The sequence below is a fragment of the Demequina aurantiaca genome (assembly GCF_050598105.1).
GTDB classification, from domain to species: Bacteria; Actinomycetota; Actinomycetes; order Actinomycetales; family Demequinaceae; genus Demequina; species Demequina aurantiaca_A.
Window position 1 is genome coordinate 2,399,907 of record NZ_CP192436.1, and the last position, 24,663, is coordinate 2,424,569.

The 24,663-nt window shown below is 68.3% G+C and carries 26 protein-coding genes and 1 tRNA gene; 10 read left to right on the plus strand and 17 right to left on the minus strand.

The window, feature by feature from the left end; all coding sequences use genetic code 11:
• Window positions 1-29 precede the first annotated feature (29 nt).
• Window positions 30-887, plus strand: coding sequence for a siderophore-interacting protein (locus ACQU6B_RS10915; protein ID WP_430867580.1), 858 nt, complete (start codon window positions 30-32; stop codon window positions 885-887).
• Window positions 888-1,008: 121 nt separating this feature from the next.
• Here the strand turns inward: ACQU6B_RS10915 and ACQU6B_RS10920 are convergent, their stop codons facing one another.
• Together ACQU6B_RS10920 and ACQU6B_RS10925 are read right to left on the minus strand one after the other, a co-directional pair.
• Window positions 1,009-2,337: a PhoH family protein gene (locus ACQU6B_RS10920; protein ID WP_430869240.1), complete on the minus strand. Its 1,329-nt coding sequence runs from the start codon at window positions 2,335-2,337 to the stop codon at window positions 1,009-1,011.
• A gap of 288 nt (window positions 2,338-2,625) precedes the next feature.
• Entirely contained in the window at window positions 2,626-3,390 is a 765-nt protein-coding gene (locus ACQU6B_RS10925; RefSeq protein WP_430867581.1) for an isoprenyl transferase, read from the minus strand.
• A 120-nt stretch (window positions 3,391-3,510) separates the two neighbouring features.
• Here ACQU6B_RS10925 and trhA point away from each other — a divergent pair, with 120 nt between their 5' ends.
• Window positions 3,511-4,185 carry a PAQR family membrane homeostasis protein TrhA gene (gene trhA / locus ACQU6B_RS10930; protein WP_430867582.1) on the plus strand — a complete coding sequence of 225 codons (675 nt, stop codon included), beginning with the start codon at window positions 3,511-3,513 and terminating at the stop codon, window positions 4,183-4,185.
• Here trhA and ACQU6B_RS10935 read toward each other — a convergent pair.
• Window positions 4,123-4,362, minus strand: coding sequence for a hypothetical protein (locus ACQU6B_RS10935; protein ID WP_430867583.1), 240 nt, complete (start codon window positions 4,360-4,362; stop codon window positions 4,123-4,125). The genes trhA and ACQU6B_RS10935 overlap by 63 nt on opposite strands.
• A 15-nt stretch (window positions 4,363-4,377) precedes the next feature.
• Between ACQU6B_RS10935 and ACQU6B_RS10940 the strand changes: the two genes are divergently transcribed.
• Complete coding sequence (locus tag ACQU6B_RS10940; RefSeq protein WP_430867584.1) at window positions 4,378-4,791, plus strand: DUF4307 domain-containing protein; 414 nt, start codon at window positions 4,378-4,380, stop codon at window positions 4,789-4,791.
• 69 nt (window positions 4,792-4,860) lie between these two features.
• Window positions 4,861-5,379, plus strand: coding sequence for a transcription elongation factor GreA (gene greA, locus ACQU6B_RS10945; RefSeq protein WP_430869241.1), 519 nt, complete (start codon window positions 4,861-4,863; stop codon window positions 5,377-5,379).
• Window positions 5,380-5,463: 84 nt separating this feature from the next.
• On the opposite strand, the gene ACQU6B_RS10950 is transcribed toward greA, so the two are convergent.
• The gene (locus tag ACQU6B_RS10950) at window positions 5,464-6,807 is read right to left on the minus strand and encodes an AI-2E family transporter (RefSeq protein WP_430867585.1); all 1,344 of its coding nucleotides are present in this window, start codon (window positions 6,805-6,807) and stop codon (window positions 5,464-5,466) included.
• Between the two features lie 97 nt (window positions 6,808-6,904).
• On the opposite strand from ACQU6B_RS10950, the gene msrA reads away from it, so the two are divergent.
• Window positions 6,905-7,561 (plus strand): peptide-methionine (S)-S-oxide reductase MsrA, encoded by a 657-nt coding sequence (msrA, locus tag ACQU6B_RS10955; protein ID WP_430867586.1) that lies wholly within the window; start codon window positions 6,905-6,907, stop codon window positions 7,559-7,561.
• A 92-nt stretch (window positions 7,562-7,653) separates the two neighbouring features.
• Window positions 7,654-8,166 (plus strand): hypothetical protein, encoded by a 513-nt coding sequence (locus tag ACQU6B_RS10960; RefSeq protein WP_430867587.1) that lies wholly within the window; start codon window positions 7,654-7,656, stop codon window positions 8,164-8,166.
• A gap of 64 nt (window positions 8,167-8,230) precedes the next feature.
• Here the strand turns inward: ACQU6B_RS10960 and ACQU6B_RS10965 are convergent, their stop codons facing one another.
• The 13 genes from ACQU6B_RS10965 to mfd form a co-directional block, all read right to left on the minus strand.
• A complete protein-coding gene (locus ACQU6B_RS10965) occupies window positions 8,231-9,214 on the minus strand; it encodes an acetylxylan esterase (protein WP_430867588.1) in 984 nt (327 codons plus the stop codon).
• Window positions 9,215-9,226: 12 nt separating this feature from the next.
• Window positions 9,227-10,066, minus strand: a complete 840-nt coding sequence (locus ACQU6B_RS10970; RefSeq protein WP_430867589.1) for a Bax inhibitor-1/YccA family protein — start codon at window positions 10,064-10,066, stop codon at window positions 9,227-9,229.
• Between the two features lie 139 nt (window positions 10,067-10,205).
• A complete protein-coding gene (locus ACQU6B_RS10975; protein WP_430867590.1) occupies window positions 10,206-10,568 on the minus strand; it encodes an META domain-containing protein in 363 nt (120 codons plus the stop codon).
• 84 nt (window positions 10,569-10,652) lie between these two features.
• Complete coding sequence (locus ACQU6B_RS10980; protein WP_430867591.1) at window positions 10,653-10,973, minus strand: META domain-containing protein; 321 nt, start codon at window positions 10,971-10,973, stop codon at window positions 10,653-10,655.
• A gap of 94 nt (window positions 10,974-11,067) precedes the next feature.
• On the minus strand, window positions 11,068-11,445 hold the full coding sequence (locus ACQU6B_RS10985) for an META domain-containing protein (protein WP_430867592.1): 378 nt from the start codon (window positions 11,443-11,445) through the stop codon (window positions 11,068-11,070).
• Window positions 11,446-11,521: 76 nt separating this feature from the next.
• Window positions 11,522-11,598, minus strand: a tRNA-Leu gene (locus ACQU6B_RS10990).
• Window positions 11,599-11,713: 115 nt separating this feature from the next.
• Window positions 11,714-12,670, minus strand: a complete 957-nt coding sequence (locus ACQU6B_RS10995) for an exopolyphosphatase (RefSeq protein ID WP_430867593.1) — start codon at window positions 12,668-12,670, stop codon at window positions 11,714-11,716.
• A complete protein-coding gene (locus tag ACQU6B_RS11000) occupies window positions 12,667-13,206 on the minus strand; it encodes a DUF501 domain-containing protein (protein WP_430867594.1) in 540 nt (179 codons plus the stop codon). Before ACQU6B_RS11000 ends, ACQU6B_RS10995 begins: the two co-directional genes overlap by 4 nt.
• Entirely contained in the window at window positions 13,203-13,946 is a 744-nt protein-coding gene (locus tag ACQU6B_RS11005; RefSeq protein WP_430867595.1) for an FtsB family cell division protein, read from the minus strand. The genes ACQU6B_RS11000 and ACQU6B_RS11005 overlap by 4 nt, the downstream gene beginning before the upstream one ends.
• 82 nt (window positions 13,947-14,028) lie before the next feature.
• A complete protein-coding gene (gene eno, locus ACQU6B_RS11010) occupies window positions 14,029-15,309 on the minus strand; it encodes a phosphopyruvate hydratase (protein ID WP_430867596.1) in 1,281 nt (426 codons plus the stop codon).
• Between the two features lie 89 nt (window positions 15,310-15,398).
• On the minus strand, window positions 15,399-16,070 hold the full coding sequence (gene mazG / locus ACQU6B_RS11015; RefSeq protein WP_430867597.1) for a nucleoside triphosphate pyrophosphohydrolase: 672 nt from the start codon (window positions 16,068-16,070) through the stop codon (window positions 15,399-15,401).
• On the minus strand, window positions 16,063-16,674 hold the full coding sequence (locus ACQU6B_RS11020; RefSeq protein ID WP_430867598.1) for a hypothetical protein: 612 nt from the start codon (window positions 16,672-16,674) through the stop codon (window positions 16,063-16,065). Before ACQU6B_RS11020 ends, mazG begins: the two co-directional genes overlap by 8 nt.
• A 5-nt stretch (window positions 16,675-16,679) precedes the next feature.
• Window positions 16,680-20,147, minus strand: coding sequence for a transcription-repair coupling factor (gene mfd, locus ACQU6B_RS11025; protein ID WP_430869242.1), 3,468 nt, complete (start codon window positions 20,145-20,147; stop codon window positions 16,680-16,682).
• 184 nt (window positions 20,148-20,331) lie between these two features.
• Here mfd and ACQU6B_RS11030 point away from each other — a divergent pair, with 184 nt between their 5' ends.
• From ACQU6B_RS11030 to ACQU6B_RS11045, 4 genes are all read left to right on the plus strand, one after another.
• Entirely contained in the window at window positions 20,332-21,951 is a 1,620-nt protein-coding gene (locus ACQU6B_RS11030; protein WP_430867599.1) for an adenosylhomocysteinase, read from the plus strand.
• Window positions 21,948-23,261, plus strand: coding sequence for an amidohydrolase family protein (locus ACQU6B_RS11035; protein WP_430867600.1), 1,314 nt, complete (start codon window positions 21,948-21,950; stop codon window positions 23,259-23,261). Before ACQU6B_RS11030 ends, ACQU6B_RS11035 begins: the two co-directional genes overlap by 4 nt.
• Window positions 23,258-23,698 (plus strand): cupin domain-containing protein, encoded by a 441-nt coding sequence (locus ACQU6B_RS11040; RefSeq protein ID WP_430867601.1) that lies wholly within the window; start codon window positions 23,258-23,260, stop codon window positions 23,696-23,698. Before ACQU6B_RS11035 ends, ACQU6B_RS11040 begins: the two co-directional genes overlap by 4 nt.
• 62 nt (window positions 23,699-23,760) lie before the next feature.
• On the plus strand, window positions 23,761-24,654 hold the full coding sequence (locus ACQU6B_RS11045) for an ABC transporter substrate-binding protein (RefSeq protein WP_430867602.1): 894 nt from the start codon (window positions 23,761-23,763) through the stop codon (window positions 24,652-24,654).
• The last annotated feature ends 9 nt before the right edge of the window (window positions 24,655-24,663 follow it).

Sequence of the window (24,663 nt, forward strand, 5' to 3'; positions counted from 1 at the left end):
CTCACCGCCCCCGAAATTCTGGAGACACCATGACGGACTCTTATCTCGCCGAGGTCCTCGGCACCACGCAGATCACCCCCAACCTGCGCCGCGTGCACCTGGGCGGCGGCGACCTGGCCCGCTGGGAGGCCACCGGCAAGCCCGATGAGTACGTCCACGTCCACATCCCCGACGCCGATGCGGCCGAGGGCTGGGAGGACGACCACGACATCGCCCGTCACTACACGATCCGCCGGCACAGTATTGCCGGCGAGCCTGGCGCCGAGGCGGTAACAATCGACCTCGACGTGGTCACCCACGGGCACGGGCGCGGCGCGACCTGGGCCAAGACCTGTCAGCCGGGCGACCACGTCGCCATCAGCACCGCGCGGGGCTTCTACGGCCCCCCGGAGGGCACCACCAAGCGCCTCCTCATCGCCGATGCCACCGGACTTCCCGCCGTCGCGCGCATCCTCGAGGAAGCATCGGCGGACGAGGAGTTCGATGTGATTATCGAGCTGCTCGACCTGGCAGACAAGGTCACGTTCGCGAGCGCCGCGACCGTGCGCCCCGTGTGGCGGGTGAGCGGCAACGGGCGCTCTCCCAGCGCGCTCGAGGCGTGCATGAGCCGCGCGTCGACCCCGGACGAGGACGTCTACGTCTGGATCGCGGGCGAGACGTCGGAGACGCGCCGCGCGCGCAAGTTCCTGCGCGCCAACTGGGGCCGTCACCACACCTCGTACCGCATCGTGGGCTACTGGCTGTCGAATCAGGAGGAGCTGATGGCGACTTACGCCGCCCTGAGCGACGAGGTACGCGACCGGTACGAGGCCATCTGGGACGAGGAACGCTCGGACGAGGCCAACTGGGAAGAGCTCGAGCCGTTCCTGGTGTCGCACGGGCTATAGCCGCCCCCACCCCCTACGTCCGCACCGTAAATCGCAGTTCCTGTTGGCGTCTCCCGCACGCGGGAGGCCGGCAACCAGTGATTTACGGTGCGGACGTAGCCGGGGTTGCTTGGGAAGACGGCTAGAGGTCCAGGCGCTCCAGGATGTCCGTGACCAGGGCCGCCACCGCGGAACGCTCAGAGCGCTCCAGCGTGACGTGGGCGAACAGGTCGTGGCCCTTGAGTGCCTCGATCACCGCGGCGATGCCGTCGTGGCGTCCCACGCGCAGGTTGTCGCGCTGGGCGACGTCGTGGGTGAGGATGACCCGCGAGTCCTGGCCGATGCGGCTGAGCATGGTCAGCAGCACGTTGCGCTCCAGCGACTGCGCCTCATCGACGATCACAAACGCGTCATGCAGCGAGCGGCCGCGAATGTGCGTAAGCGGAAGCACCTCGAGCATCCCGCGGGCCATGACCTCCTCGACCACCTCGGAGCTCACCATCGCGCCCAGGGTGTCGAACACCGCCTGAGCCCACGGGTTCATCTTCTCGGCTTCACTACCGGGCAGGTAGCCGAGCTCCTGGCCGCCCACCGCGTAGAGCGGGCGGAACACCATGATCTTCTTGTGCTGGTGGCGCTCCAACACCGCCTCGAGGCCCGCGCACAGTGCCAGCGCGCTCTTGCCCGTCCCGGCCCGTCCACCCATCGACACGATGCCGATCGACTCGTCCATCAGCAGGTCAATCGCAATCCGTTGCTCCGCGCTGCGCCCGTGGACCCCGAATACCTCCTGGTCGCCGCGGACCAGCCGGACCGCGCCATCGGCCGCCACTCGTCCCAGCGCGCTGCCTCGACCCGAATGAATGACCAGGCCGGTGTGGATCGGGAGAGTGCGGCAATCCTCGCCCGCCATGTCCGGACCGGGTGCGGGGATCGACTCGTGCTCCCACAGCGACGCCATCTCCTCGTCGGTGAGTTGAATCTCGCGCATGCCGGTCCAGCCGGAGTCGACGGCCAGTTCCGCGCGGTACTCCTCGGCCTCGATGCCGAGCGCCGCGGCCTTGACACGCATCGGCATGTCCTTGGAGACGACGGTGACCGCGTGCCCCTCGGCGCTCAGGCTGGCGGCGACCGCCAGGATGCGGGTGTCGTTGTCCCCCAGGCGGAAGCCGCTCGGCAGCACTGACGGGTCCGTGTGGTTGAGCTCCACTCGCAGCGTGCCGCCAACCTCGTTGACCGCCACCGCCGCATCCAGCTTGCCGTGCTTGACGCGCAGCTCGTCGAGCGCACGCAGCGCTGACCGGGCAAAGTAGCCAAGCTCGGGGTGATGGCGCTTGCCCTCGAGTTCGGTGATGACCACCACCGGCAGCACGACCGCATGCTCGGCGAACCGTTTGATCGCACGCGGATCCGACAGCAGCACGGACGTGTCGAGCACGAAGGTGCGCAGGCCGACGACGCCGTCGACGATGGATGAGTGGGCGGTGGCGGTGCTGGCGGAGAGGGTCACGGTTGCTCCAGGCGGTCTAAGGCCGCAGAGCGTCAAGCGCCCTACGGCGATTGATTTAGGTCGACACCTTTGGTGTGCGACGTTTTGCGCTAACCACGTAACCGACGCTACGCCGCGGGAAGGGACCCGGGGCCCGACACGCCGCGATTCATCTGTTCGTCACACGCGCTCGGGCGTGGCGCGGCCAAACCGCGGCGACCTCGCCACGGCGTCGGCTAAGCCCGCCCGGCGACGACCGGGTTCGGCGACTTACTTGCCGAGGCGGCGCTCGCGCTGCGCGAAGGCACGCAGGGCGCGCAGGAAGTCGACGCGACGGAACGCGGGCCAGTACGCGTCGCAGAAGTAGAACTCGGTGTGCGCGCTCTGCCACATCAGGAAGCCACTCAGACGCTGCTCCCCCGACGTGCGGATCACGAGGTCGGGGTCGGGCTGGCCCTTCGTATAAAGGTGCTCGGCGATGTGCTCGACGGAGAAGGTATCCGCCACGTCCTCAAGCGAGTGGCCCGCGTCGACGCCCGCGCGCAGGAACGAGCGCACCGCCTCGGCGATCTCGTGGCGGCCGCCGTAGCCGACCGCGACGTTGACGTGCAGACCGGTCGCGCCGGAGGTGCGCTCCGCCGCGGCCTGCAAACGGGCCGATGCGGCGGCGGGCAGCAGGGAGGCGTCGCCCACGTGCTGGAGTCGCCAGCGGCCGTCCTCGGCCAGGGTCTCGACGGAGGTGCAGATGATCTCGAGCAGCGCATCGAGTTCGGCGGCGTCCCGGCCCAGGTTGTCGGTTGAGAGCATCCAGAGGGTGACGACCTCGACGCGCGAGTCCATCGACCACTCGAGCACCTCGGTGATCTTGTCCGCGCCGCGCTGGTGTCCGTCCGCCGCGCTCGCGCCCACGTGCTTGGCCCAGCGGCGGTTGCCGTCCAAGATGACCCCGATGTGTCGCGGGGTGTTGCCGTCCAACTTGAGGGTGCGCGCCAGCTGCCGCTCGTACGTGCCGTACAACAGGTTACGCAGGCCCATGGGCGTCCTTTCGTGGCCGGCGCACGGTGGCGCGCGTTCCTACTCTACGGCCAGGCGTTCGGTCATTGCATCGCGAATCCCACGGTACTGCCACGACGTAACCTACGGTATCGTAGGTTCATGAATGAGAGCCGCAAGATCGCCCCGGCGAACCTTCCCGATCCTCAGAAGCCACTCCTACGCGGGTGGCTCCACCTAGGCGCGGCCCCGCTCGTCTTCCTCGGAGGACTGGCCCTCGTCACCTTCGCCCCCACTCTGTCCGGGCGCGTCACCGCCGCGATCTTCACGATCACGGCCGTCATGATGTTCGGAACGTCCGCCGTCTACCACCGCGGAAACTGGTCGCCCACGACCAAAGCGGTGCTGCGGCGCATGGACCACGCCAACATCTATCTCATCATCGCGGGCACCTACACGCCGCTGTGCGTGCTGCTCCTGCCCAAGGACACCGCGATCCTCGTGCTCTCGCTGGTGTGGGGAGGCGCGATCGCGGGCATCCTCCTGCGCGTGTTCTGGCTCGACGCGCCCCGCTGGCTCTACACGCCGCTGTACGTCGTCCTCGGACTCGTCGTCGTCGGGTTCCTCGGCCCGTTCTACCAGGAGGCCGGCGCCCTCGTCGTCACCCTGATCGCGGTTGGCGGGCTGTGCTACATCGCGGGCGCCGTCATCTACGGCACCAAGTGGCCGCGCGGCTCAACCCGCTACTTTGGGTTCCACGAGATCTTCCACGCGCTAACTATCGTTGGATTCGCCTGCCACTTCGCCGCCATCACGATCGTGCTTTTCAGTGTCTAAGTCGTCGTTCCGCGTCATCACGGCCGCGTCGTCAGGGTGCGAGGTACGCACCTTGCGCAACTGCTTGTTCAGTGACCGCATCAGCACTAGCGTCACGAGCACCAGGGAGAACGTCGCGACGAAAGCCGCAAATCCTGGTCCGCCGGTAAATTCAATCATGTTGGCCACCTCTTTCACGTACTATCCTGCCTCATGATGCAGACGCCCGACTCCACTGAGCAACCCGACCGCCGCAGCGGCGGGACCGCTCGCCCCACCATGAGCCGCAACGGCCTCATCTGGTCCGGGATCGGCGTCGCCGCGCTCATCGCCATCGTGGTCTGGTTCGGCTTGTCGATGGCCAGCGACCCTGTCCGATGGGCCGACGTCGGCTTCGTCGCGGAGGTTCCCACGGAGGCGTCCGCCACCTATAACGTCTACCTCTACACGGACGCGTCCGCTGATTGCACGGTGCGCGCGCTCAACAGCAGCTTCGCCGAGGTCGGCGTCGCGATCCAGCACGTCGATCGCGCCGACGGCGCCGAGCAGGTCATCACTACACCCATCGTGACCACCGAGCAGGCGACCACCGCGACGGTCAATTACTGCGTGCCCACGCCCGAGTAACGCCGGCCGATGCATCGGCGACGCGCTGTAGGAAACCTTCAATAGGTGACGGTCGCGCTTTCTCTTGATATGGTTGCCGGTCACGCTCAGAAGGAGACTCACGTGCCCGACACGACCGGAACCTGGCTTACCCAGGAAGCTTACGACCGCCTGCAGCAGGAGTACGACTTCCTAGCTGGCGAGGGCCGGGCGGCGATCGCCACCGAGATCGACGAGCGTCGCCAGGAGGGTGACCTCAAAGAGAACGGCGGCTATCACGCCGCCCGCGAGGAACAGGCAAAGCAAGAGGCGCGCATCGCCCGCCTGCGCCAGATTCTGCGCGACGCGACCGTGGGCGAAGCCCCCGCCGACGACGGAATCGTCGAACCCGGAATGCTCGTGGTCGCCAACGTGGCGGGTCGCGAGATGAAGTTCCTTGTGGGTTCCCGCGAGTCCGCGGACGGCACCGACCTGGACGTCTTCAGCACGCAGTCGCCGCTCGGCGCCGCGTTGCTGGGCAAGAAAATCGGCGACGAGACCTCGTACACCGCGCCCAACGGCAACGACATCACCGTCAAGGTGATCGCCGCGGAGCCGTTCACCGGCTAAACCTTAAGCAGATAGCCGAAAGCGGCCCGGTGACGATTGACGTCACCGGGCCGCTTTCGCGTTGGGGCCTGGCCCCGCGGGAGACTACTTCGCGTCGTCGCCCGGCTCAGTTGCGGCACCCTTGGCCGGCTCAGCGGCTTGGGTCGCGTCAGGGCTGGCGTCGTCGTCGATCAACTCCGTGCTGCCGTCGCTGTGCCTGCGCACGCGGATCTCGGTGGTGTGAGTGATGGATTCGCGCGCCCTGCGAAGGGCGTCTCGGGACTTGTGCGCGATCACCGGGATCGTCGAGCTGATGGGCGGGTCCTCGGTCTCCGGGTCGAATCCCTTGCGGTAGCCCGTCACGAACGCGGTCGCGAAGGCCAGCAGCGGGACGGCAACGATTGCGCCGACCAGCCCGAGGACCAGAACGCCGCCGGAGACCGTCAGCAGGATCACCATCGGGTGAATCGAGGCCGCCTTGCCGAACAGCCACGGGTAGAGGACGCTGCCCTCGATCTGCTGGACCAAGAGGACGATGGCCAGCATGATGAGCGCGGTCTGCCACCCGCCGTCGAACAGCGCGACGAGGACGGCAACCGCCCCGGAAATGGTCGCTCCGAACAGGGGGATGAACGAGAACAGGAAGACCAGGATGGCGATGGGCAGGGCCAACGGCACGCCGATGATCCAGGCACCCAGGCCGATGCCGACCGCGTCCACGAGGGCCACGAAGGCGGACGTCTTGGTGTACCTCGCGAGGGTGTGCCAGGCGTTCAGGCCCGCGCGGTCCACTCGAAGCTTGTCCTCGACGGGCAGGTGGTTGACGCCCCACACCCACAGCGTGCGCCCGTCGCGCAGGAAGAAGAACAGGGCGAGGAGCGCGATGATGATGCCGGCGAAGACTCCGCCGATTGCGCTGGTGACACCTACCGCGCTGTTGGCGACACCCAAGGCGTTGTCCTGGAGAAGGCCGGTGAGGGACTTCACCGACTCATCGATCTGGACGCTGCTGATGTGAAGCGGCCCCGACGACAGCCAGTCGATGAAGGTGTCGAATCCGCTCATGGCGGCCACGCGCAAATCGTCGAAGCCGGACACGATGGACGTGCCCGCCAGCGTGACGAGCGCGCCGATCACAATCAGGCCGGCCAGGATGGTCAGCGCGGCGCCGAGTCCCCGGTGAATACCGTGACGCGCCATCCGGGTCACCAGGCGTTCGAGAGGCGCGGCTATCAGCAGCGCGATCACGAGCGGCACCATGAGCGACGCCAGGTTGAGGAAGGCGGTGAAGAGTGCCATCGCGACAATGCCGATTACGATGATTCTCCAGGACCATGCGGCGGTTATTCGCAGTGGCATCGGGACGTGAATGGTCGCGTTGTCGCCCGAGTCTTTTGGTCGACGGACTTGGCTAATTTCGGACGTGTCGTCCGTGGGTGCATCGTGCATGCCCTGAGCCTAACCGCCAAGACGCCCGTACAGCCTCAAGACAGCGGAACAGAATCGTGTCCGCCCGCGTTTCAACTTTACGAGCAAAGGAGCACTAATGTTTGGCCTGAACAACACGACCATGGTGACCAAGGACGAGGCACTGGCGGGACGCGAGTCCCCGATCACGATGCCGGGCGCCCACGCGGTTTTGGGAACGCCAATCTCGGGCCCTGTGCCCGACGGCCACGAGGTCATCTACTTCGCGATGGGCTGCTTCTGGGGCTCCGAGCGGGTCTTCTGGCAGACGGAAGGCGTCTACACGACCGCCGTCGGCTACGCGGGCGGCTGGACCCCCAACCCGACGTACGACGAGACCTGCACGTCGCGCACCGGTCACACCGAGTCGGTCAAGGTGGTTTACGACCCCGCGAAGGTCTCCCTCGACACCCTGTTCGGCGAGTTCTGGGAGAACCACGACCCCACCACGGCTAACCGTCAGGGTGGCGACGTAGGCACTCAGTACCGCTCCGCGATCTTCACGACCACGGACGAGCAACTCGCCGCCGCGCTCGTCTCGCGCGACAAGTACCAGGCCCAGCTCGCGGAGAAGGGCTTCGGCCCGATTTCCACCCAGATTGCTCCGTCGGCCGATGCCGGTGACGGCACGTTCTACTACGCGGAGGACTATCACCAGGGCTACCTCTTCAAGAACCCCGGCGGCTACTGCAACCACGGGTTCTGCCAGGTCGCCTACGCCGGCGCGGGCGCCTAGCGAGGGGCGCCCCTGCGCGCGGACGGCGCACGACTAGACTGGCGCCAGCCGCGCTGACCTTCGCGCGCGACGATCAGCCTGAGGAGGCGAGTGTGCGGACCAAGTGGGAACGGCGAACACGGCCGCACGGCCGTCTAGATACGGCCTACGCCCTGCACTACTGGTCCAGGCTGTGGGTCATGCTCTTGGGGCTGGCGCCCGTCCTCGTCGCGATGTTCGTTGGCGTGGTCGAGGGCACTGCCGTGGACGGGCTGTTCTTCCCCGCCCCGGATTACCCCGCGTTCACCACCCTCAGCTCCGGCCTGGTCATCGCGGCCGCGCTGCTCCTGGCCGCGGCGGTCATTTCTATCCCGCTTCCCCTCGAGGATCGCATGGGGCCGCGTCGCGTGGACATGGCCTGGCTGGCCCTCCTGAGCATCGTCATCACGCTGATCTCGCTGGTGCTCGACGACGGGCGGCCGGAGTGGCTGTACTGGGCCCCGTACATCGCCGTGGCAATGTTTGCCACGACCGCGGTCCTGCTGCTGGTGCGCGGCATCCTCAGCGCGCTGAGGGTGCTCCCCCAGGCGTGGCGAGGCTCGTATCGCTCCACCGACTCGGTCTAGGTTCGTGTACTGGCCTTAGCTCGGGCCCGCGGCTGGCGGCACGCGCCGGCCCGCATCGTCGCGGCTAGGTCAGGCGTTCGGCGAGGAACGTGCGCTGCTTGTCCACCTGGCGCCACTCGCCGCCCTCGTGCCCGTTGTACGGGTAGACCTCCATGGACTTCGTCACCGCGCCTGCGCCGTCGCCGTACCAGTTGAAGGCCGCGAAGGTTGTCGACGGCGGCACGATGGTGTCCATCAGGGCCACCGACCACAGCGCGGGCACGGAGGACCGCTTGGCAAAGTTCACGCCGTCAAAATAGCTCAGCGTGGTGAGGGTCTCCTCGACGTAGTCGCGGTGCGTGCGCAGGTAGTGCTGTATCTCCGCGAAGGGGTCCTCGTCTGTCACCGAGATGGCGCGCTCGAAGTGACAGAGGAACGCGACGTCGATGCACGCGGCCTGGACGTCCGGGACCAGCGCAGACACCGCCAGCGCGATGCCGCCACCTTGAGAGGCTCCGTGAACGGCGACTCGACTCGAGTCGATCATCGGCAGGGTCCGCAGCGCGTCGACGGCCCGCACCGCGTCGGTGAAGACGCGACGGTAGTAGTACTCGTCGGGCGACTGAATGCCGCGGGTCATGAAGCCGGGGTACGACGGCCCCGATCCCTCGGGATCCGGGGTCACGCCGCCGTTGCCCCACGCGGAGCCCTGCCCGCGGGTGTCCATTACGAAGTACGCGAACCCGGCCGAGGCCCAGAAGGTGTGCTCGATCGCGAGGGAGCGTCCGCTGCCGTAGCCCGCGTAGTGCGCGATCACGGGCAATGGACCCTCCGCGCCAGCGGGGAGCACCAGCCATCCCTTGACGCTCTGGCCGCCGTAACCGGGGTAAGTGATGTCGTAGACCTCGACGTGCGCGAGTGGGTTCTCGATCGGCTCCAGCACCACGTCGCCGCCGGCCGCGCGGGCCTCGGCGATGGTGCGTTCCCAGAACGCGTCGAAGTCCGCGGGTTCGCGCACCTGAGGCCGGAAGGTCTCTAGCTCGGCAAGCGGGAGGTCGTAAAAGGCCATTGCGGCGCTTTCCTAGCGCCGGCCGAACATGATCGCGATGATCCGCAGGAATTCGATGTACAGCCACACGAGGGTGACGATCAGGCCGAAGGAGGCCTTCCACTCGACCCAGTCGGGCAGGCCGCGCTTGACGGCGTTCTCGATGAAGTCGAAGTCGCCGATGAGCGAGATACACGCCAGGAACACGGCGAAGATGCCGATGAAGATTCCCAGCGGGATGCCGAAGATCTCGTATGAGGTACGCAGACCGAAAGCATTATTATCCGTTTCCGGCCCAAACACCATGACGAGCACGTTCACGAGCGAGAAGGCCATGTACGAGATGAGGCCGATCATCAGGAACTTCTGCATCTTGGGGGTGTAGCGAACCTTGCCTGACTTGTACAGCGCCAGGCATACGCCGAACGTGATGCCGGTCGCGAGCAGCGCCTGCAGCCCCGCGCCGGGCGCGTCGTAGACGTCCTGTACCCACACGGTGATCGCGCCCAGGAAGTACCCCTCGGCCATCGCGTAGAGCGCGATGAGGAACGGCTTGGGCCGCTTCTGGAACGCGATGACCAGGCCAAGCACCAGGCCAACGATGGCGCCAGCGATCATTCCCACCGTGTTGGGGAACATGTAGCCGGGGATCGCGAACAGCAGCACCAGGATCGCGATGCCCGACGTCTTGGCGATCACGCCCTCGTAGGTCATGCGGCCGGTGTCCGCCGGGGAGGCCGAGGGCGAGTTGAACTGCGCGTTGAGGTTCGCGTTCTGCGTCGCGACGCTATTGCCCTGGAGGGCTGCGTTGTGCGCCTCGGCACCGCTGGCGGGCTGGAACTCCGCGCCACGTTTGAAGATCGGACTGGCCACGAGTTCCTCCTGTAGGGCTGTTGCACCGGTAAGGCGCAGCGTCAGGCAATCATACTGGCGCGCGCGGGCGCGTCAAAAGCCTTTCGCGCTGCGCGCAAACCGGCGCAACTCACTGGAGTGACCTGGTGAAGGAGCGGGCCTAGGAGTCCTGCTTCTCCAGCGTTCCGACCTCGGTGCCCTCGACGTTCATCACGCGCATGGTGGATCCATCAACAGTCGCGGTGTTCGCCAACGAGAGCCAGGTGTCGACGCCGTCGCAGAACATCTGCGTGGACAGCATCGGCCCGAACTCGACCGTGTTGCCCTCGAGCTCCCACGAGCCGTTGAGTACGTTGCACCCGTCGGTTCCGGTGAGCGTGCCGTCGCCGGCCAGTACCAGCTGAGGGCTCGCCTCGGCAGTCGCGCCCCAGGTGCCTTCAACCTCAGTTGACTCGGAGCAGCCGCTCAGCATGAGCGCCATCCCCGCGGCCGCGGCTGCGATCCATCGAGCAGACTTAACCATGTTCTTCTCCTTTGTGTGACAACATCTTTGAAAATTTCGAGAAGTGTAGCGCCGAGCGGGATGGCTTCCCACCAGGTCGTGCGGTTAGTTGGACTGCCTGTCCAAGGTGCCGATCGGGGACCCGGTACCGTCCAGGACGTCCATCGAATTTGCGTCGATGGTCGCGGTGGCGGCGGCGCTGAGCCACGTGTCGACGCCCTCACAGAACATGCGAGTGGAGGCGAGGGGGCCGAACTTGACCGCATCGCCGGCTGCCGTCCACTCCCCCATGAGCCGGTTGCACCCGTCGGTGCCCGTGAGGGTACCGTCAGCGGCGAGGACCAACTGAGGAGCCGCCTCGGCGGTCTCTCCCCAGGTCCCGACCGGGTCGGCGGCGGTGGAGCCCGAACTAGAGCAAGTCGTCATCTAGAGCACCGTTCCCACAGCCGAGGCCACGAGCCAACGACCTCTCGTCGAGCGTCGTGGCCCCGGCCGTCGTGGATAAAGCATTTGCCCAGCGTCAGCTGGTCTGCTTGTCCAGTGTGCCTATTGCCTCACCGGAGACATCCTGAACGTCCATTGCGTCGGCGTCGATCGTGGCGGTGGCGGCCAGGCTGAGCCAGACGTCCACACCCTCACAAGCCATCATCGTGGAGGCGAAGGGACCAAAAGTAATCGTGCCGCCGTCTTCCTCCCACGTGGTGTTGATCCCGTTGCAACCGTCCGTGCCGGTGACGGTTCCGTCGCTCGCGAGGACCAGCTGCGGCATCCCCTCTGCGGTCGCCCCCCAGGTGCCTACGGGGTCGGGAGCCTCCGAAGATGAAGACGCGCAACCTGCCAACATGAGCGCGACGCCAGCGATCGCTGCGCCGGCGAACCGCCGAGTATTTTTAGCCATGTCAATCTCCCCCTAAGAGCACCGCACCAGGAACTTCTAGACGAGGCGACACCTCGTCTAGAGAAATGTACCGTGATGGTGCCCCCGGCGGGACTTGAACCCGCACTGTGCCGATTTTAAGTCGGCTGCCTCTGCCAATTGGGCTACGGGGGCGTGAGGCCGATGCGACGGATCGCCCGGCTCGTTGTCAACAGTGTTCTCGGTGAAGGTTACTGGGGAGCGCGACTCCACGCCAGCGACGGCCCCGAGCCGCCCCGGCGCAAGGGGCTTACCCGCGCGCGGCCGCCGAGAACGCGATGCCGTCGAGGATGTCGTGTTCGCTCGTCACTGTCGCGTCGAGCTCGCCACCCGCCGCGACGACCTGCTCCCTCACGCGCTTCATCACTGCGCTCCACACCAGCGCGCCAGCGCCGATCACGTCCACCCGGCCCGGGTGCATGAACGGCATCGCTTCGCGCTCGGCGCGCGTCGCGTGCAGCAGCGTTTCGCAGGACTCGATCGCGTCGTCGATCGACACCGAGGCGCCGTTGATCGCGTCGCGGTCGTAGCCGCTCAGGCCCAGCGCGTGGGCAGTGACGGTGGTGATGGTGCCGGCGAGCCCCACGAGCGAGCGGGCCTGAGAGACGTCCACGCTCTGCATCGCAAGATCGAGCGCCACGTCGACGTCCACCTTTGCCGCCGCGATCTCCGCGTCGGTGGGCGGGTCGCTCACGAGGTGACGCTCCGACATCCGCACGCACCCCACGTTCATCGAGTGCGCGCTGGCGGGCGAGCGTTCGCCCAGCACCATCTCGGTCGAGCCGCCGCCGAGGTCCACCACCAGGTAGGGGGCGGGGCGTGCGGGATCGATGACGCTGACCGCACCGCGGAAGCTCAGTTCGGCCTCCTCGTCCCCCGTGATCACCTCGGGCGTGACGCCCAGTCGGCTCTGGACACCCTCGATGAAGTCGCCACGATTGCGGGCGTCGCGCGTCGCCGAGGTCGCGACAAAACGAATCGCGGTCACGTCGTGTTCGCGGCACTCTTGCTCGTACTCGTCGACGGCCGCGAAGGTGCGCTCGAGCGCATCGGCCGCGAACTCGCCGGTCTTGTCCACTCCCTGGCCCAGGCGGACCACCGTCATGGTGCGCAACACGTCGGTCAAGGACGAGCCGTCGGCGCTCACGTCAGCGATCAGCAGGCGAATGGAGTTGGTCCCGCAGTCGACTGCGGCCACGCGCGTCACGCGTCGACCTCCGGCGTCTGAGCGGAGTCGTCCAGGATCACGCCACAGGTGCAGCGGTCCGGCCGCCACTGGTGCGCGATCAGCTCGAGAGCCTCATCCCCCAGGGGGTTCACTCCCGGCCCCGAGGCGAGGGCGTGACCCACCAGCACGTGGAGGCACTTCACCCGGTCGGGCATGCCGCCCGCGGAGATTCCGTCGATCTCGGGCACGTCGCCGAGCGCGTTGCGCTCCTCGAGGTAGCGCTCGTGCGCCGCACGATAGTCGGCCGCCAGCGTCTCGTCCTCGCCCAGGCGCGCCTGCATCGTCTTCATCACACCATTGGCCTCGAGCGTCGACACCGCGCTGACAGCGTCGGGGTGAGTCAAGTAGTACTGCGTCGGAAACGGGGTTCCGTCGGGCAACCGCGGCGCGGTGTGCACCACGGTCGGATTGCCGCATGCGCAGCGCGCGGCTACTGCCACGACTCCTCTGGGTTCACGGCCAAGTTGCGCGCGCAGCACCGCGATGTCGGCTGCGGAGACGGGAGTGTCGTTCACTCGGAGAAGTCTACGTTGACCTTTGAGGTGTCCGAGGTGACCGGGCTGCCGTCCTGCGTGACCTTTGGATGAGGCGTGGGATCGGTGTAGTCCGGCTCCGTTTCCGCGTCCGCCTCGGAACCGTTTCCAGCAACCAGAATCGACCCCCATAGGGTTCCGTACCAGGTGTTTCCCACCGCTACGCCGTCGCCGCTGACGGACGTGGCGGGTTCCTCCTCCGCGGTATCCACCGTCTCCGGGTCCACCACGCGATACGGGGTCTCACCGGGGAAGACGTAGGCGAGACGCTCGCGCGCCTGGGCCACGAGGAACGCCGGGTCCTGCCAACGAGCCACTTCCCCGTTCAGGTCAGTCACCTCGGCGCGTGCGTCGGCGGCCTCGGTGCGCAGCTGCTGCAACTGCTGTTGCTGCTCAAAGTAGACGCGCAGCGACGGCATGATGAGGGCGAAGGCGAGCATCACCACGCCCGCCATCACGGCGGTGCGCCAGGACAGCATCGCGGTCCATGAACCGCGCGCCTTGGCCGGCAAGAGCCGGGGCTTTGCCTGCGCAGAAGTGCGTCCGGGGCCACTCGGGCCGCCGGGGCGCGCCTGAGACTTACGAGCGCCGCTAGTGCGGACGCTGCCCGTTGAGGGCGTCGTCGCACGCCGCGCGGCCGGCCGCTGCCCCGCGGTGGTCCCCGGGCGCGCGCTGGTCCGCGCAGACGAACGCGGCGCGCCGGGACGGCTGGGGGCAGACATGCACCCATTGTCCCGGCGCGCCGCGCCAGTTGACCGCTGCGTGGCAGCGAGTCGCGTGATTTAGTTGTGCAGGCGTCTTCGGTTAGACGTCGTACGTGCGCGGGAAGGCGGACTTGCCGGCGTAGACCGCCGCGTCATCCAGTTCTTCCTCGATGCGCAGCAGCTGGTTGTACTTGCCGATGCGCTCGCCGCGTGCCGGGGCACCCGTCTTGATCTGACCGGAGTTGTAAGCAACCGCGAGGTCCGCGATGGTGACGTCCTCGGTCTCGCCCGAACGGTGCGACACCATGCAGGTGAAGCCAGCGCGCTGCGCCATGGTGACGGCGTCTGAGGTCTCCGACAGTGTGCCGATCTGGTTGAGCTTGACCAGCAGCGAGTTGGCGGCCTTCTCCTTGATGCCGCGAGCCAGGCGCACGGGGTTGGTGACGAACAGGTCGTCTCCCACGATCTGCACCTTGTGGCCAACGCGGGCGGTCAGGTCGGTCCAGCCGGCCCAGTCGTCCTCGTCCAGCGGGTCCTCGATGGACACGAGCGGGTAGTCGTTGACCAGGCCCTCGTAGAACTCGATCATCTCGGCGGGGGTCTTCTGACCGCCCTCCCAGTTGTAGTGGCCCTCGGAGTAGAACTCGGAAGCAGCGACGTCGAGCGCGAGTGCGACCTCTTCGCCCGGCTTGTAACCGGCCTTCTCGATGGCGACCAGGATCAGGTCGAGTGCCTCACGGTTGGACTCGAGGTTGGGCGCGAAGCCACCCTCGTCGCCAAGGCCGGTGGCCAGGCCGCGCTCCTTGAGCACGGACTTGAGTGCGTGGTAGACCTCGGCGCCCATGCGCAGAGCCTCGCGGAACGTCGAAGCACCAACCGGAGCGATCATAAACTCCTGGATGTCGACGTTGGAGTCGGCGTGCGATCCTCCGTTGAGGATGTTCATCATGGGAACGGGCAGCACGTGCGCGTTCGGGCCGCCGACGTAGCGGAACATCGGCAGGTCGGAGCTCTCGGCTGCGGCCTTCGCGACGGCGAGCGAGACGCCCAGGATCGCGTTAGCGCCGAGCTTGCCCTTGTTGTCGGTGCCGTCCAGGTCGATCATGGTCTTGTCGATCAGGCGCTGCTCGGACGCGTCGAGGCCGATGACCTCGGGGGCGATCTCGTCGATGACCGCGGTGACGGCCTGCTCGACGCCCTTGCCCAGGTAGCGCGAGCCACCGTCGCGACGCTCTACTGCCTCGAATGCTCCGGTCGACGCTCCTGAAGGTACTGCGGCACGTGCGAACGTGCCGTCGTCAAGTGCGACCTCTACTTCAACGGTGGGGTTTCCGCGCGAGTCAAGAATCTCGCGGGCTCCAACGGCCTCAATGCTGGCCATGATGCTCCTTTTATTGTGCTGATTGGTTTCTCTTGTGAGTCTATCGGCGCGAACTGACGCGTGCGCACCGACCAAGGTCCCGGCTCGTGTCAGCTGGGTGAACCTTGGGTGACGGACGCATCGGCCGATGCCGCCTCGCCTAATCTTTGGATCTCCGCGGCGCGCGCGGCCTCCTCGTAGGCGCGGGTCGCCGCGCGCAATTCGGTCTCGGCGTCGACGCCCTCCGCCTGCGCGCGGGCCACGAGCGCGAACAGCTGTTGCCCGATGCCGACGCCGGCCGGGTCGCGCACGTCCAGTCCGGCGCGCGTGGCGCGGCTCAGCATCTTCTGCGCACGCGCGAGCGCGGGTAGCGCGACGGGAACGCCGTCCATCGTCGATTCGCGGCTCTGCGTGCGGGCCTTGATCTGGTCCCACCGCTCACGCACCTCGGCGGCGTCGGCGACCGTGGTGTCTCCGAACACGTGCGGGTGGCGCTCGATCAGCTTGTCCGCGCAGGTGTTGGCGACGTCGTCCAGGTCGAACGGTTCGTCCGCGCTCTCCTGAGCGATGCGGGAGTGAAATACCACCTGCATGAGCACGTCGCCGAGCTCCTCGCGCATCTCGGTGCGGGAACCCGACTCCACCGCGTCGGCGAACTCGTAGGTCTCCTCGATCGCGAAACGCACCAGCGACTCGTGGGTCTGCTCGGCGTCCCATGGGCACCCGCCGGGGGACCGCAGGCGGTCCATGACTTGGGTAAGGCGGTCTACTCCGCTAGCCACGGGCAATCCAGGACGAGTCCGCGTCGCTGAACGCGTTCACGTGCTGGAACGGGATGTAGGAGTTCGCCCCGAGCTGCTGCTGGGTGGCGGTGGCCTTGGCCTCCTCGATGGAGGCGAGGAAGGTGTCGACGTCTATCTCGCCACTGCGCGGGCTCACGTTGGCGTTCGCTGCCGCGTCCTCGATGATCGCCAGCAGCGTCTCGTCGCCGCCGTCGATCGCGAGCACCGCGATCGCGAACTGCGACTCGAACGAGTGCACGAAGGCGTCACTCGGCTCAGCCGCGATTCCCATCGCCATGAACCAGCTTTCCGCGAGACGCTTGGCATCGGCGGTGTGGATCGGGGTGCCGCGCTCGGCGCAGGCAGCCAGCAGGTCGTCGTGGAGGAGCTCCATCGTCATGATCTCGTCGCGAGAGGCCACCAGCGCGCCGTCGGTGTCCACGGCCCATGCGGCGAAGGTGGCGTCCACCTGCTCGTTGGTGACCGTGACTCCCTGAAACTCGGAGGCTGTGCCAGGCGAGGCTCCCTGTCCAGGGACGGCGCAACCAGCAAGGGCGATGGCGGCAACGGCCGCGACAGCAAGACGTGAACGTACGTGACTCATAGCCATCATCCTAGCGCCGGGCCCAACGTGTTCTTGATGACCTCGCGCACCCAGTCCAGGACCGCCAGCCCCTCGACCGGTTTGCCGCCGACTCGAGCGGTCGTCGGCGCCGGCACGAGCACCTGGCGCACGGCCGGCTTGATGGTGGTGCCCGGGTACAGCCTGTTGATCCGCATCGCGGCGGAGTCCGGCAGCTCGAGCGGCGCGAAGCGCACCATCTTGCCCTGCGCCACGACGTCGGTGACTCCAGCGTCCCGCAGGTCAAGGCGCAGGCGCGCGATGGCGAAGAGGTTGGCGACCGGCTCCGGCATGGCGCCGTAGCGGTCGTCGAGCTCCTCCTCGACGGCCACCAGCGTGGCCTCGTCCGCGGCGTCCGCGATCTTGCGATACGCCTCGAGGCGCAGCCGCTCGTGCTCGATGTACGTGGTAGGCAGGTGCGCGTCGATCGGCAGGTCGACCGTCATCGGCGCGCGCTCCTCCTCACCCTCGCCGCGGAAGCCGGCAACGGCCTCCCCGACCATGCGGATGTAGAGGTCGAAGCCGACTCCCTCGATGTGGCCGGACTGCTGGCCGCCCAGCATGTTGCCGGCGCCGCGAATCTCGAGGTCCTTCATGGCCACGGCCATGCCGGCCCCCAGGTCGGTGTGCGCGGCGATGGTCTGCAGGCGGTCGTGCGCGGTCTCCGTCAGGGTGCGGTCCGGCGGGTAGAGGAAGTACGCGTACGCCCTCTCGCGGGCGCGTCCCACGCGACCGCGCAGCTGATGCAGCTGGCTGAGACCGAACGTGTCGGCACGCTCCACTATCAGCGTGTTCGCGTTGGAGATGTCCAGGCCGGTCTCGACGATGGTGGTGCACACGAGCACGTCGTAGCGTTTCTCGTAGTAGTCCACGATCACCTGCTCGAGCGCCTTCTCCCCCATCTGGCCGTGCGCCACGGCGACGCGCGCCTCGGGGACCAACTCGGAGATCTTGGCCGCGGCGCGGTTGATGGTCTTGACCGAGTTGTGGATGTAGAACGCCTGGCCGTCGCGCAGCAGCTCGCGCCTGAGCGCGGCAATGATCTGCGCGTCCTCCTGCGGTCCCACGTACGTGAGGATCGGGTGGCGCTCCTCCGGAGGGGTCGCCAGCGTGGACATCTCGCGGATGCCGGTGACGGCCATCTCGAGCGTGCGGGGGATGGGGGTCGCGGACATCGCCAGGACGTCGACGTTGGTGCGCAGCGCCTTCAGCGTCTCCTTGTGCTCCACGCCGAATCGCTGTTCCTCGTCGATGATGATGAGCCCGAGGTCCTTGAACCGCACCGAGCCGGTGATCAGGCGGTGCGTGCCGATGACCAGGTCGACGGTGCCGTCGGAGAGCCCGGCGATGACCTCCTTGGCCTCCTTGTCGGTCTGGAAGCGCGACAGGGACGCGACCTTGACGGGGAACTGCGCGAACCGTTCGGTGAACGTGTCCACGTGCTGCTTGACCAGCAGCGTGGTGGGGCACAGCACCGCCACCTGGGCGCCGTTCTGGATGGCCTTGAAGGCGGCGCGCACGGCGATCTCCGTCTTGCCGAAGCCCACGTCGCCGCAGATCAGCCGGTCCATCGGGACCGCCTTCTCCATGTCTTCCTTGACCTCGTCGGTCACGCTGAGCTGGTCGGGCGTCTCCACGAACGCGAAGGACTCCTCGAGCTCGCGTTGCCAGGGCGTGTCCGGCCCGAACTCGCGCCCCTTGGTGGCCATCCGGGCGCTGTAGAGGCGGATCAACTCCCCCGCGATCTCCTTGACGGCCTTGCGCGCCCGGCCCTTGGTCTTGGCCCAGTCCGAGCCGCCCATCTTGGACACCGCCGGGGCCTCGCCGCCCACGTACTTGGTGATCTGGTCGAGTTGGTCGGTGGGCACCGACAACCGGTCGCCCGCCTGTCCGCGCTTGGAGGGCGCGTACTCGATCACCAGGTACTCACGCTCGGTGCCGCGCACGGTGCGCTTGGTCAGCTCCACGAACTTGCCGACACCGTGCTGCTCGTGGACCACAAAGTCTCCCGTGCGCAACTGCAGCGGGTCGACGGCATTGCGCCGGCGCGAGGGCACGCGGACCTTGGGCCCCGCGGTCGTCGTGCGACGCCCCGTGAGGTCGGACTCGTGCAGTACCAGCAGCTTCGCTTCCACCACCTGGAAGCCGGCGCCGGTGATGTGCGGCACCACCGAGACCACTCCCTCGACGGCCTCGAGCGACTCCTGGAAGCGCGCGGGGATCTCCGCCTCGCCGCACTGCTCCACGATCCGGTGGGCGCTGCCGGAGCCGCCCGCCGTGATCACGACGCTCCAGCCGTCGGCGATGCGGCTGCGCACCGCGTCCAGTACAACGGAGAGGCGCCCGCGGTAATCCTCGACCTCGGATACCCCGGTCACCACCGCATCGGCCGCGCCGAACGGGCCAATTCCCCACCAGCCGATGCCGCGCTCGACGGCGCCCTCGCGCACCTCGTCGAGCGACAGGAACGAGCCCTCGGAGGCCTCGATGGGGGCGTCGGCGCCGGCGGTCGCCGCCACCCAGGCCGCGGACAGGAACTCGTCGGCGGTGCGGTGCAGGTCCTCAGCGCGGCGCGCGATGCGCTCGGGCTCGATGACCACCATGCGGGTGGCCACGGGCAACACCTCGGTCAGCGGCACCAGGCGGTCGACGAGCGCGGGGATCAGACTCTCCATCCCCTCGGCGGCGACACCGGACGCGATGCGACCGAGCATGTCCGCCGCCGCCGGGATGCGGTCCTGAAGCTCGGAGGCGCGGCTGCGGACGGCGGCCGTCAGCAGCAGTTCGCGGCACGGCGGCGCCCACAGGCGCTCCACCTCGACCAGCGAGCGCTGGTCGGCGACGGAGAACGAACGGATCGAGTCCACCTCGTCGCCGAAGAACTCGATACGCACGGGGTGGGGGTCGGTGGGGGCGAAGACGTCCACGATGCCGCCGCGCACCGCGAACTCGCCGCGGCGCTCGACCATGTCCACGCGGGTGTAGGCCGCCTCGCCCAGCGCGCCGATGAACTCGGTGAGGTCGATGACGTCACCCTTGTTGGCCTGGACCGGGATCAGGTCCGCCAGTCCGGCGACCATCGGCTGCAGCAGCGCGCGGATGGGCGCGACCACCACCCGCAGCGGCGCCAGGCCGGTCTCCCGCTGGGCGTCGACGGGGTGGACCACGCGGCGCAGCGTCGCGAGGCGGCGCGCGACGGTGTCGGCACGGGGGCTGAGGCGCTCGTGCGGAAGTGTCTCCCACGACGGGAAGATCGCGACGGTGGCGGGGTCGAGGTACGCGCCGAGCGCGTTGGTGAACGTCTCCGCGTCGCCGCTGGTCGCGGTGACCACCACGAGCGGGGCGGTGTCGCCCACGCGGTCCTTGTCCCGGACCGCCAGCGCCACGATCGCCGGGGCCGCAGACGTGGCGGCCTGAATCAGCGCCTCGTCCGGAACCGACTCCAGCGCGGGCATCGCGCCGGCGTCTGACAGGGACGTGAGCAGCTGCTCAAGCACGGGGGAAGTCAGGGTGGTGGTCACGAGGGTCCTCCAGGGGCAGAACTGTGATTCTGGGCACGCCGAAAAACCGGCGAATGCCGGCACCCACCATCGTAGGTCCCCGCTGGGACACCCGTGGCGCGCCCGTAGACTTGGGGCCATGACAGATCCGGTGGACGAGGCCTCGCGCATCATCCGACGCTTCGCACGGGAGACCAACCTGCTCGTGGCCGGGCGCCCCGTGCGCGTCCTCGGCGCCGATGCGCTGGCCCAGTCCGTTCGCGCCGTCGCCGGGGCGCTCGGCGCCCACGTGATTCCAGCGCGTGCGGCGGCGGCTAACGGGACCCAGTCCGGACCCGGCGCGCAGCACGGGGACGTGACCGTCGCGACCCCGGTCGCCGCTGACAGCGCCGACCTGCTCGAGATCGACGCGACCGCCTCCCCTGCCAAGTTCTCCCTGGGCGGCCGGCCCATCCCGCCGCGCGGCGACGCGGCCGGACGCCTGGACTTCGCGGACGCCCACATGCCCGTGACGCACGCGTTGGCGGCGGAGCTCGCGAGCGCCGGAACCGTCGCGGGCCTGCGCATCGGCATCTGCCTGACCCTGGAGCCCAAGACGGCGCAGCTCGCGCTGCACCTGGCGACGGCCGGCGCGCAGGTCGCCGTCTACGCGCACCCCGACGAGACCGACGCCGAGGTGGCTGTGGTGCTGCGCGAGCGCGGCATCCACGTCGTCGCGGACGCGACGCTGAGTGGGGACGCCGAGGTCGCGGCCGCCAGCGAGTTCCTTTGCCGCGGCTACGACGTGGTCGTGGACGACGGCTCGCACCTGGTCCGGTTGGCTCACGACGTGGCCCCCGGCGAGGTCGCGCGCTGGATCGGCGTGACCGAGGAGACCACCAGCGGCCTCACCCCCCTGCGGAAGATGGCCGCCCTAGGGGTGCTGGCCACCCCGGTCATCGCGGTGAACGACGCGGCGACCAAGACCGGCTTCGACAACCGCTACGGCACTGGCCAGTCGTGCGTGTTCGCAATTGCCGACCTGCTGGAGGGCGCCGGCGTTGGACTGCGCGATCAGCCCGCCCTCGTCATCGGCTACGGGCCCGTCGGCCACGGAGTCGCCGCGCACCTGGCCGCGCTTGGCGTCGACGTTTGCGTCGCGGAGGTCGACCCGATCCGTGCGCTACTCGCCCAGCACGACGGCTACCGAGTGGGCCACGCCTCTGAGCTGGGGATCGACGCGCTCGTCGTGTCGGCCACCGGCGTCGCGGGCACCGTCCCGGCGTCACTCATCGCAGCCGCCGCCGCTGTCGCCGTGGCGGGCGGCGTCCCCGGCGAGATCGAACTCGACAAGGTCCTGGACGCGAAGGGTTCCGGGGCGGACTCGCTCGAGCCAGTGTCGCGCGACGTCGAGCGGCTGGCGAGCGCCGGCACCCTGGTACTCGACCGCGGCGGCTGCATCAACGTCACCGCCGCTGAGGGCAACCCCATCGAGATCATGGACCTGTCCTTCGCGACTCAAATCGCCGCCATCGCTGAACTCGTCACCACCCGCCCGAGCATCGGCGTCCACCCACTGTCCGATGCCGCGGTGTCCCACGTCGGGGCAGTCGCCGCCCGCGTGCGTGGGGTCGAGACGGACGTCCTGGCCGGCGCCGTCCAGAGCGCCGGCGACCCCGGCGCCCCTCACCCGTCGGGGACCCCGTCCCCAGCCGACGACTGGCGCTCGCTGCGCTTCAGCATCGGCCGCACTCCTTCACCCAACCTGGAGAATTCATGAGCTCGTTCCCCGTCACGCTGTATTCGGCGGACATGGTGCTGCCGGTCACGGCGCCCCCCATTCTCGACGGAGCGATCGCGGTGCGCGGCGAGCGCATCCTGCACGTCGGCGAACGCGTCTGGGTGGAGCGGTCCCTCGCGGAGCGCGGCATCGACGTCCATCACGTGCACTGGCCCGGTGTACTGATGCCCGGCCTGGTCAACGCCCACACGCACCTTCAGTACACCGGCATGGCCGAGGTGGGCCGCGGGCAGTACAGCGGCTTCGACGACTGGGCCAAGGGCTTCAACCCGGTCTACGACCTGGGCCGCGACTGGGCGGCCGACGCGGCGGCGGGCGCGCGCATGATGATCGCCGCGGGCACCACGGCGGCCGCCGACGTCGTGACCGACCCCACCGCGGCGCACGCCCTACACGACGCCGGACTTCACGGCATCGCGTACTGGGAGGTGATGAACTGGACCAACGAGGAGTGGCTCAAGCGCGGGCGCGTGGCCGTAGAGGCCGCGCTCGACTCCCTGCCCTCGCGCCCCGGCACGGGCCTGTCGCCTCACGCCCCCTACTCACTCGAGATAGTGCCGCTGCTGGAGATCCCCGACATCGTCCGCGAGCGCGGCAGCCGGATCCACATCCACCTGGGAGAGTCCGGCATCGAGCGCGAGTTCGCGCACGAGCACGCCGAGCCCTGGCACACCGCCGGGCTGAGCAGCCTGCGCGAGCTGCGCCAGGCGGGCTTCGGCACCTCCGCCACCGACTACGTCGACCACCTCGGCGTGCTCGGCCCCGACTGCCACGTGGCGCACGGGGTCTACATGTCCGAGCGCGATCGCGCGATCCTGCGGGCGCGCGGCACCACCGTTGCCCTGTGCCCGCGTTCCAACGCGGTGATCGGCCTGGACGCCCCGCCGGTGGCGGCTTACCTGCGGGAGGGCAGCCCCATCGCGATCGGCACCGACTCGCTGTCCTCCTCCCCCTCGCTCGACCCGATGGCGGACGTCGCCGAGCTCATGCGGATCGCGCGCAAGCAGGGATACGGCAACGTCGACCTTGCGGAGCGCCTGCTCACCGCCGTGACGCTGGGAGGCGCGCACGCCATGGGGTTGGACGACGGCCCCGAGCGGTCCGGCTACCTCGCGGTTGGCGCGATCGCCAACCTTGCGTTCTTCGACACCCCCGTGTCCGGCGTGAATGACACCCTGACCACCCTCGCCGAGTCCGGCGCCGGCCGCGCCGCCGCCACCATCATCGCGGGGCGGGTGCGCGCGGCGACTGCCGAGTTCGCCAACCAGACCGGGGTGGTCGCGCTATGACGGACCGTCCCGCCAGCGCCGAACGATTCGACCTGCTGCCGCACCCGGAGGGCGGCTGGTTCAAGCGCATGTGGACCTCCGACCGCCCGGTTGAGACTCCCGCCGGGGTCCGTCCCGCCGCTACCTGCATCCACTACCTGCTGACTCCCGGCGAGTCGAGCGCGTGGCACGTGGTGACCAGCGACGAGATCTGGCTGTGGCACGGTCCGGGCCCGCTGGTGATCTCCCTGGGCGGCGACGGCGAGGCTCCGTCGAAGCCCCAAGACTTTGTGCTAGGCCCCGACCACGCCGGCGGCCAACTGGCGCAGGTACTCGTACCTGCGGGGACGTGGCAGGCGGCCCGGCTCTCGGGAGACTCCGAGGCGCTGGTCAGTTGCGTCGTCTCGCCCGGCTTTGACTTCGCGGATTGGGCGCTGGCGTCGCCACCGGTAAACTAGTCCCCGCGTAGGCAATGGCGCCGCGACATTCCCATCACCAAATCAACTCCATAGGAGCACTCATGTCCGTCACGCCTACCTTCCGCAGCGCCATCGTGGCCACCACCGCAATCGCGGCACTTACCCTCGCCGGCTGCTCATCGTCCTCTGATGACGCCTCGGCCACCCCGTCCGCCTCGGACGCACCCTCCGCGACGGCCAGCGCATCGGCCGCCGCCTCTGCCACGCTCGCCACCATCACCGACGGCAAGCTCACCATCGCCACCGGCGAGCCCGCGTACGAGCCGTGGATGGTTGACGACGACCCGACCAACGCCGAGGGCTTCGAGTCCGCCGTTGCCTACGCGGTCGCCGCGGAGCTCGGCTACGCGCCCGCCGACGTCGTATGGGTACGCAGCACTTTCGAATCCGCAATCGCGCCGGGCCCCAAGGACTGGGACCTCAACGTCCAGCAGTTCTCGGTCACCGAGGACCGCGAGTCGGCCGTCGACTTCTCGAGCCCGTACTACACGACCACGCAGGCCATCCTCACGACCACCGACTCCCCCGCGGCCTCGGTGACCTCGCTCGAGGACCTCTCGCACCTCACTGTTGGCGTGCCCAGCGGAACCACGAGTTACACCGTCGCCGCAGAGGCTCTCGGCGCTGACAACCTGGCCGTGTTCAACTCCGCCGAGGACACCGTCCTGGCGCTCAACTCCGGCCAGATCGACGCGTTTGTCACCGACCTTCCCACGGCCCTGTACCTGTCCGCGGTTGAGTTCGACAACGGCACGATCGTCGGCCAGTTCGAGTCGAGCGAGGGCGGCGACGAGTTCGCGTTCGTCCTGCCCAACGAGTCCGCCAACACCACGGCCGTCACCGCAGCCGTGGACGCGCTGCGCGAGGATGGCACGCTCGACGCGCTCGAGGCCCAGTGGCTCAGCTCCGCGATCAGCGTTCCCGTTCTTAACTAACGAGCCTCC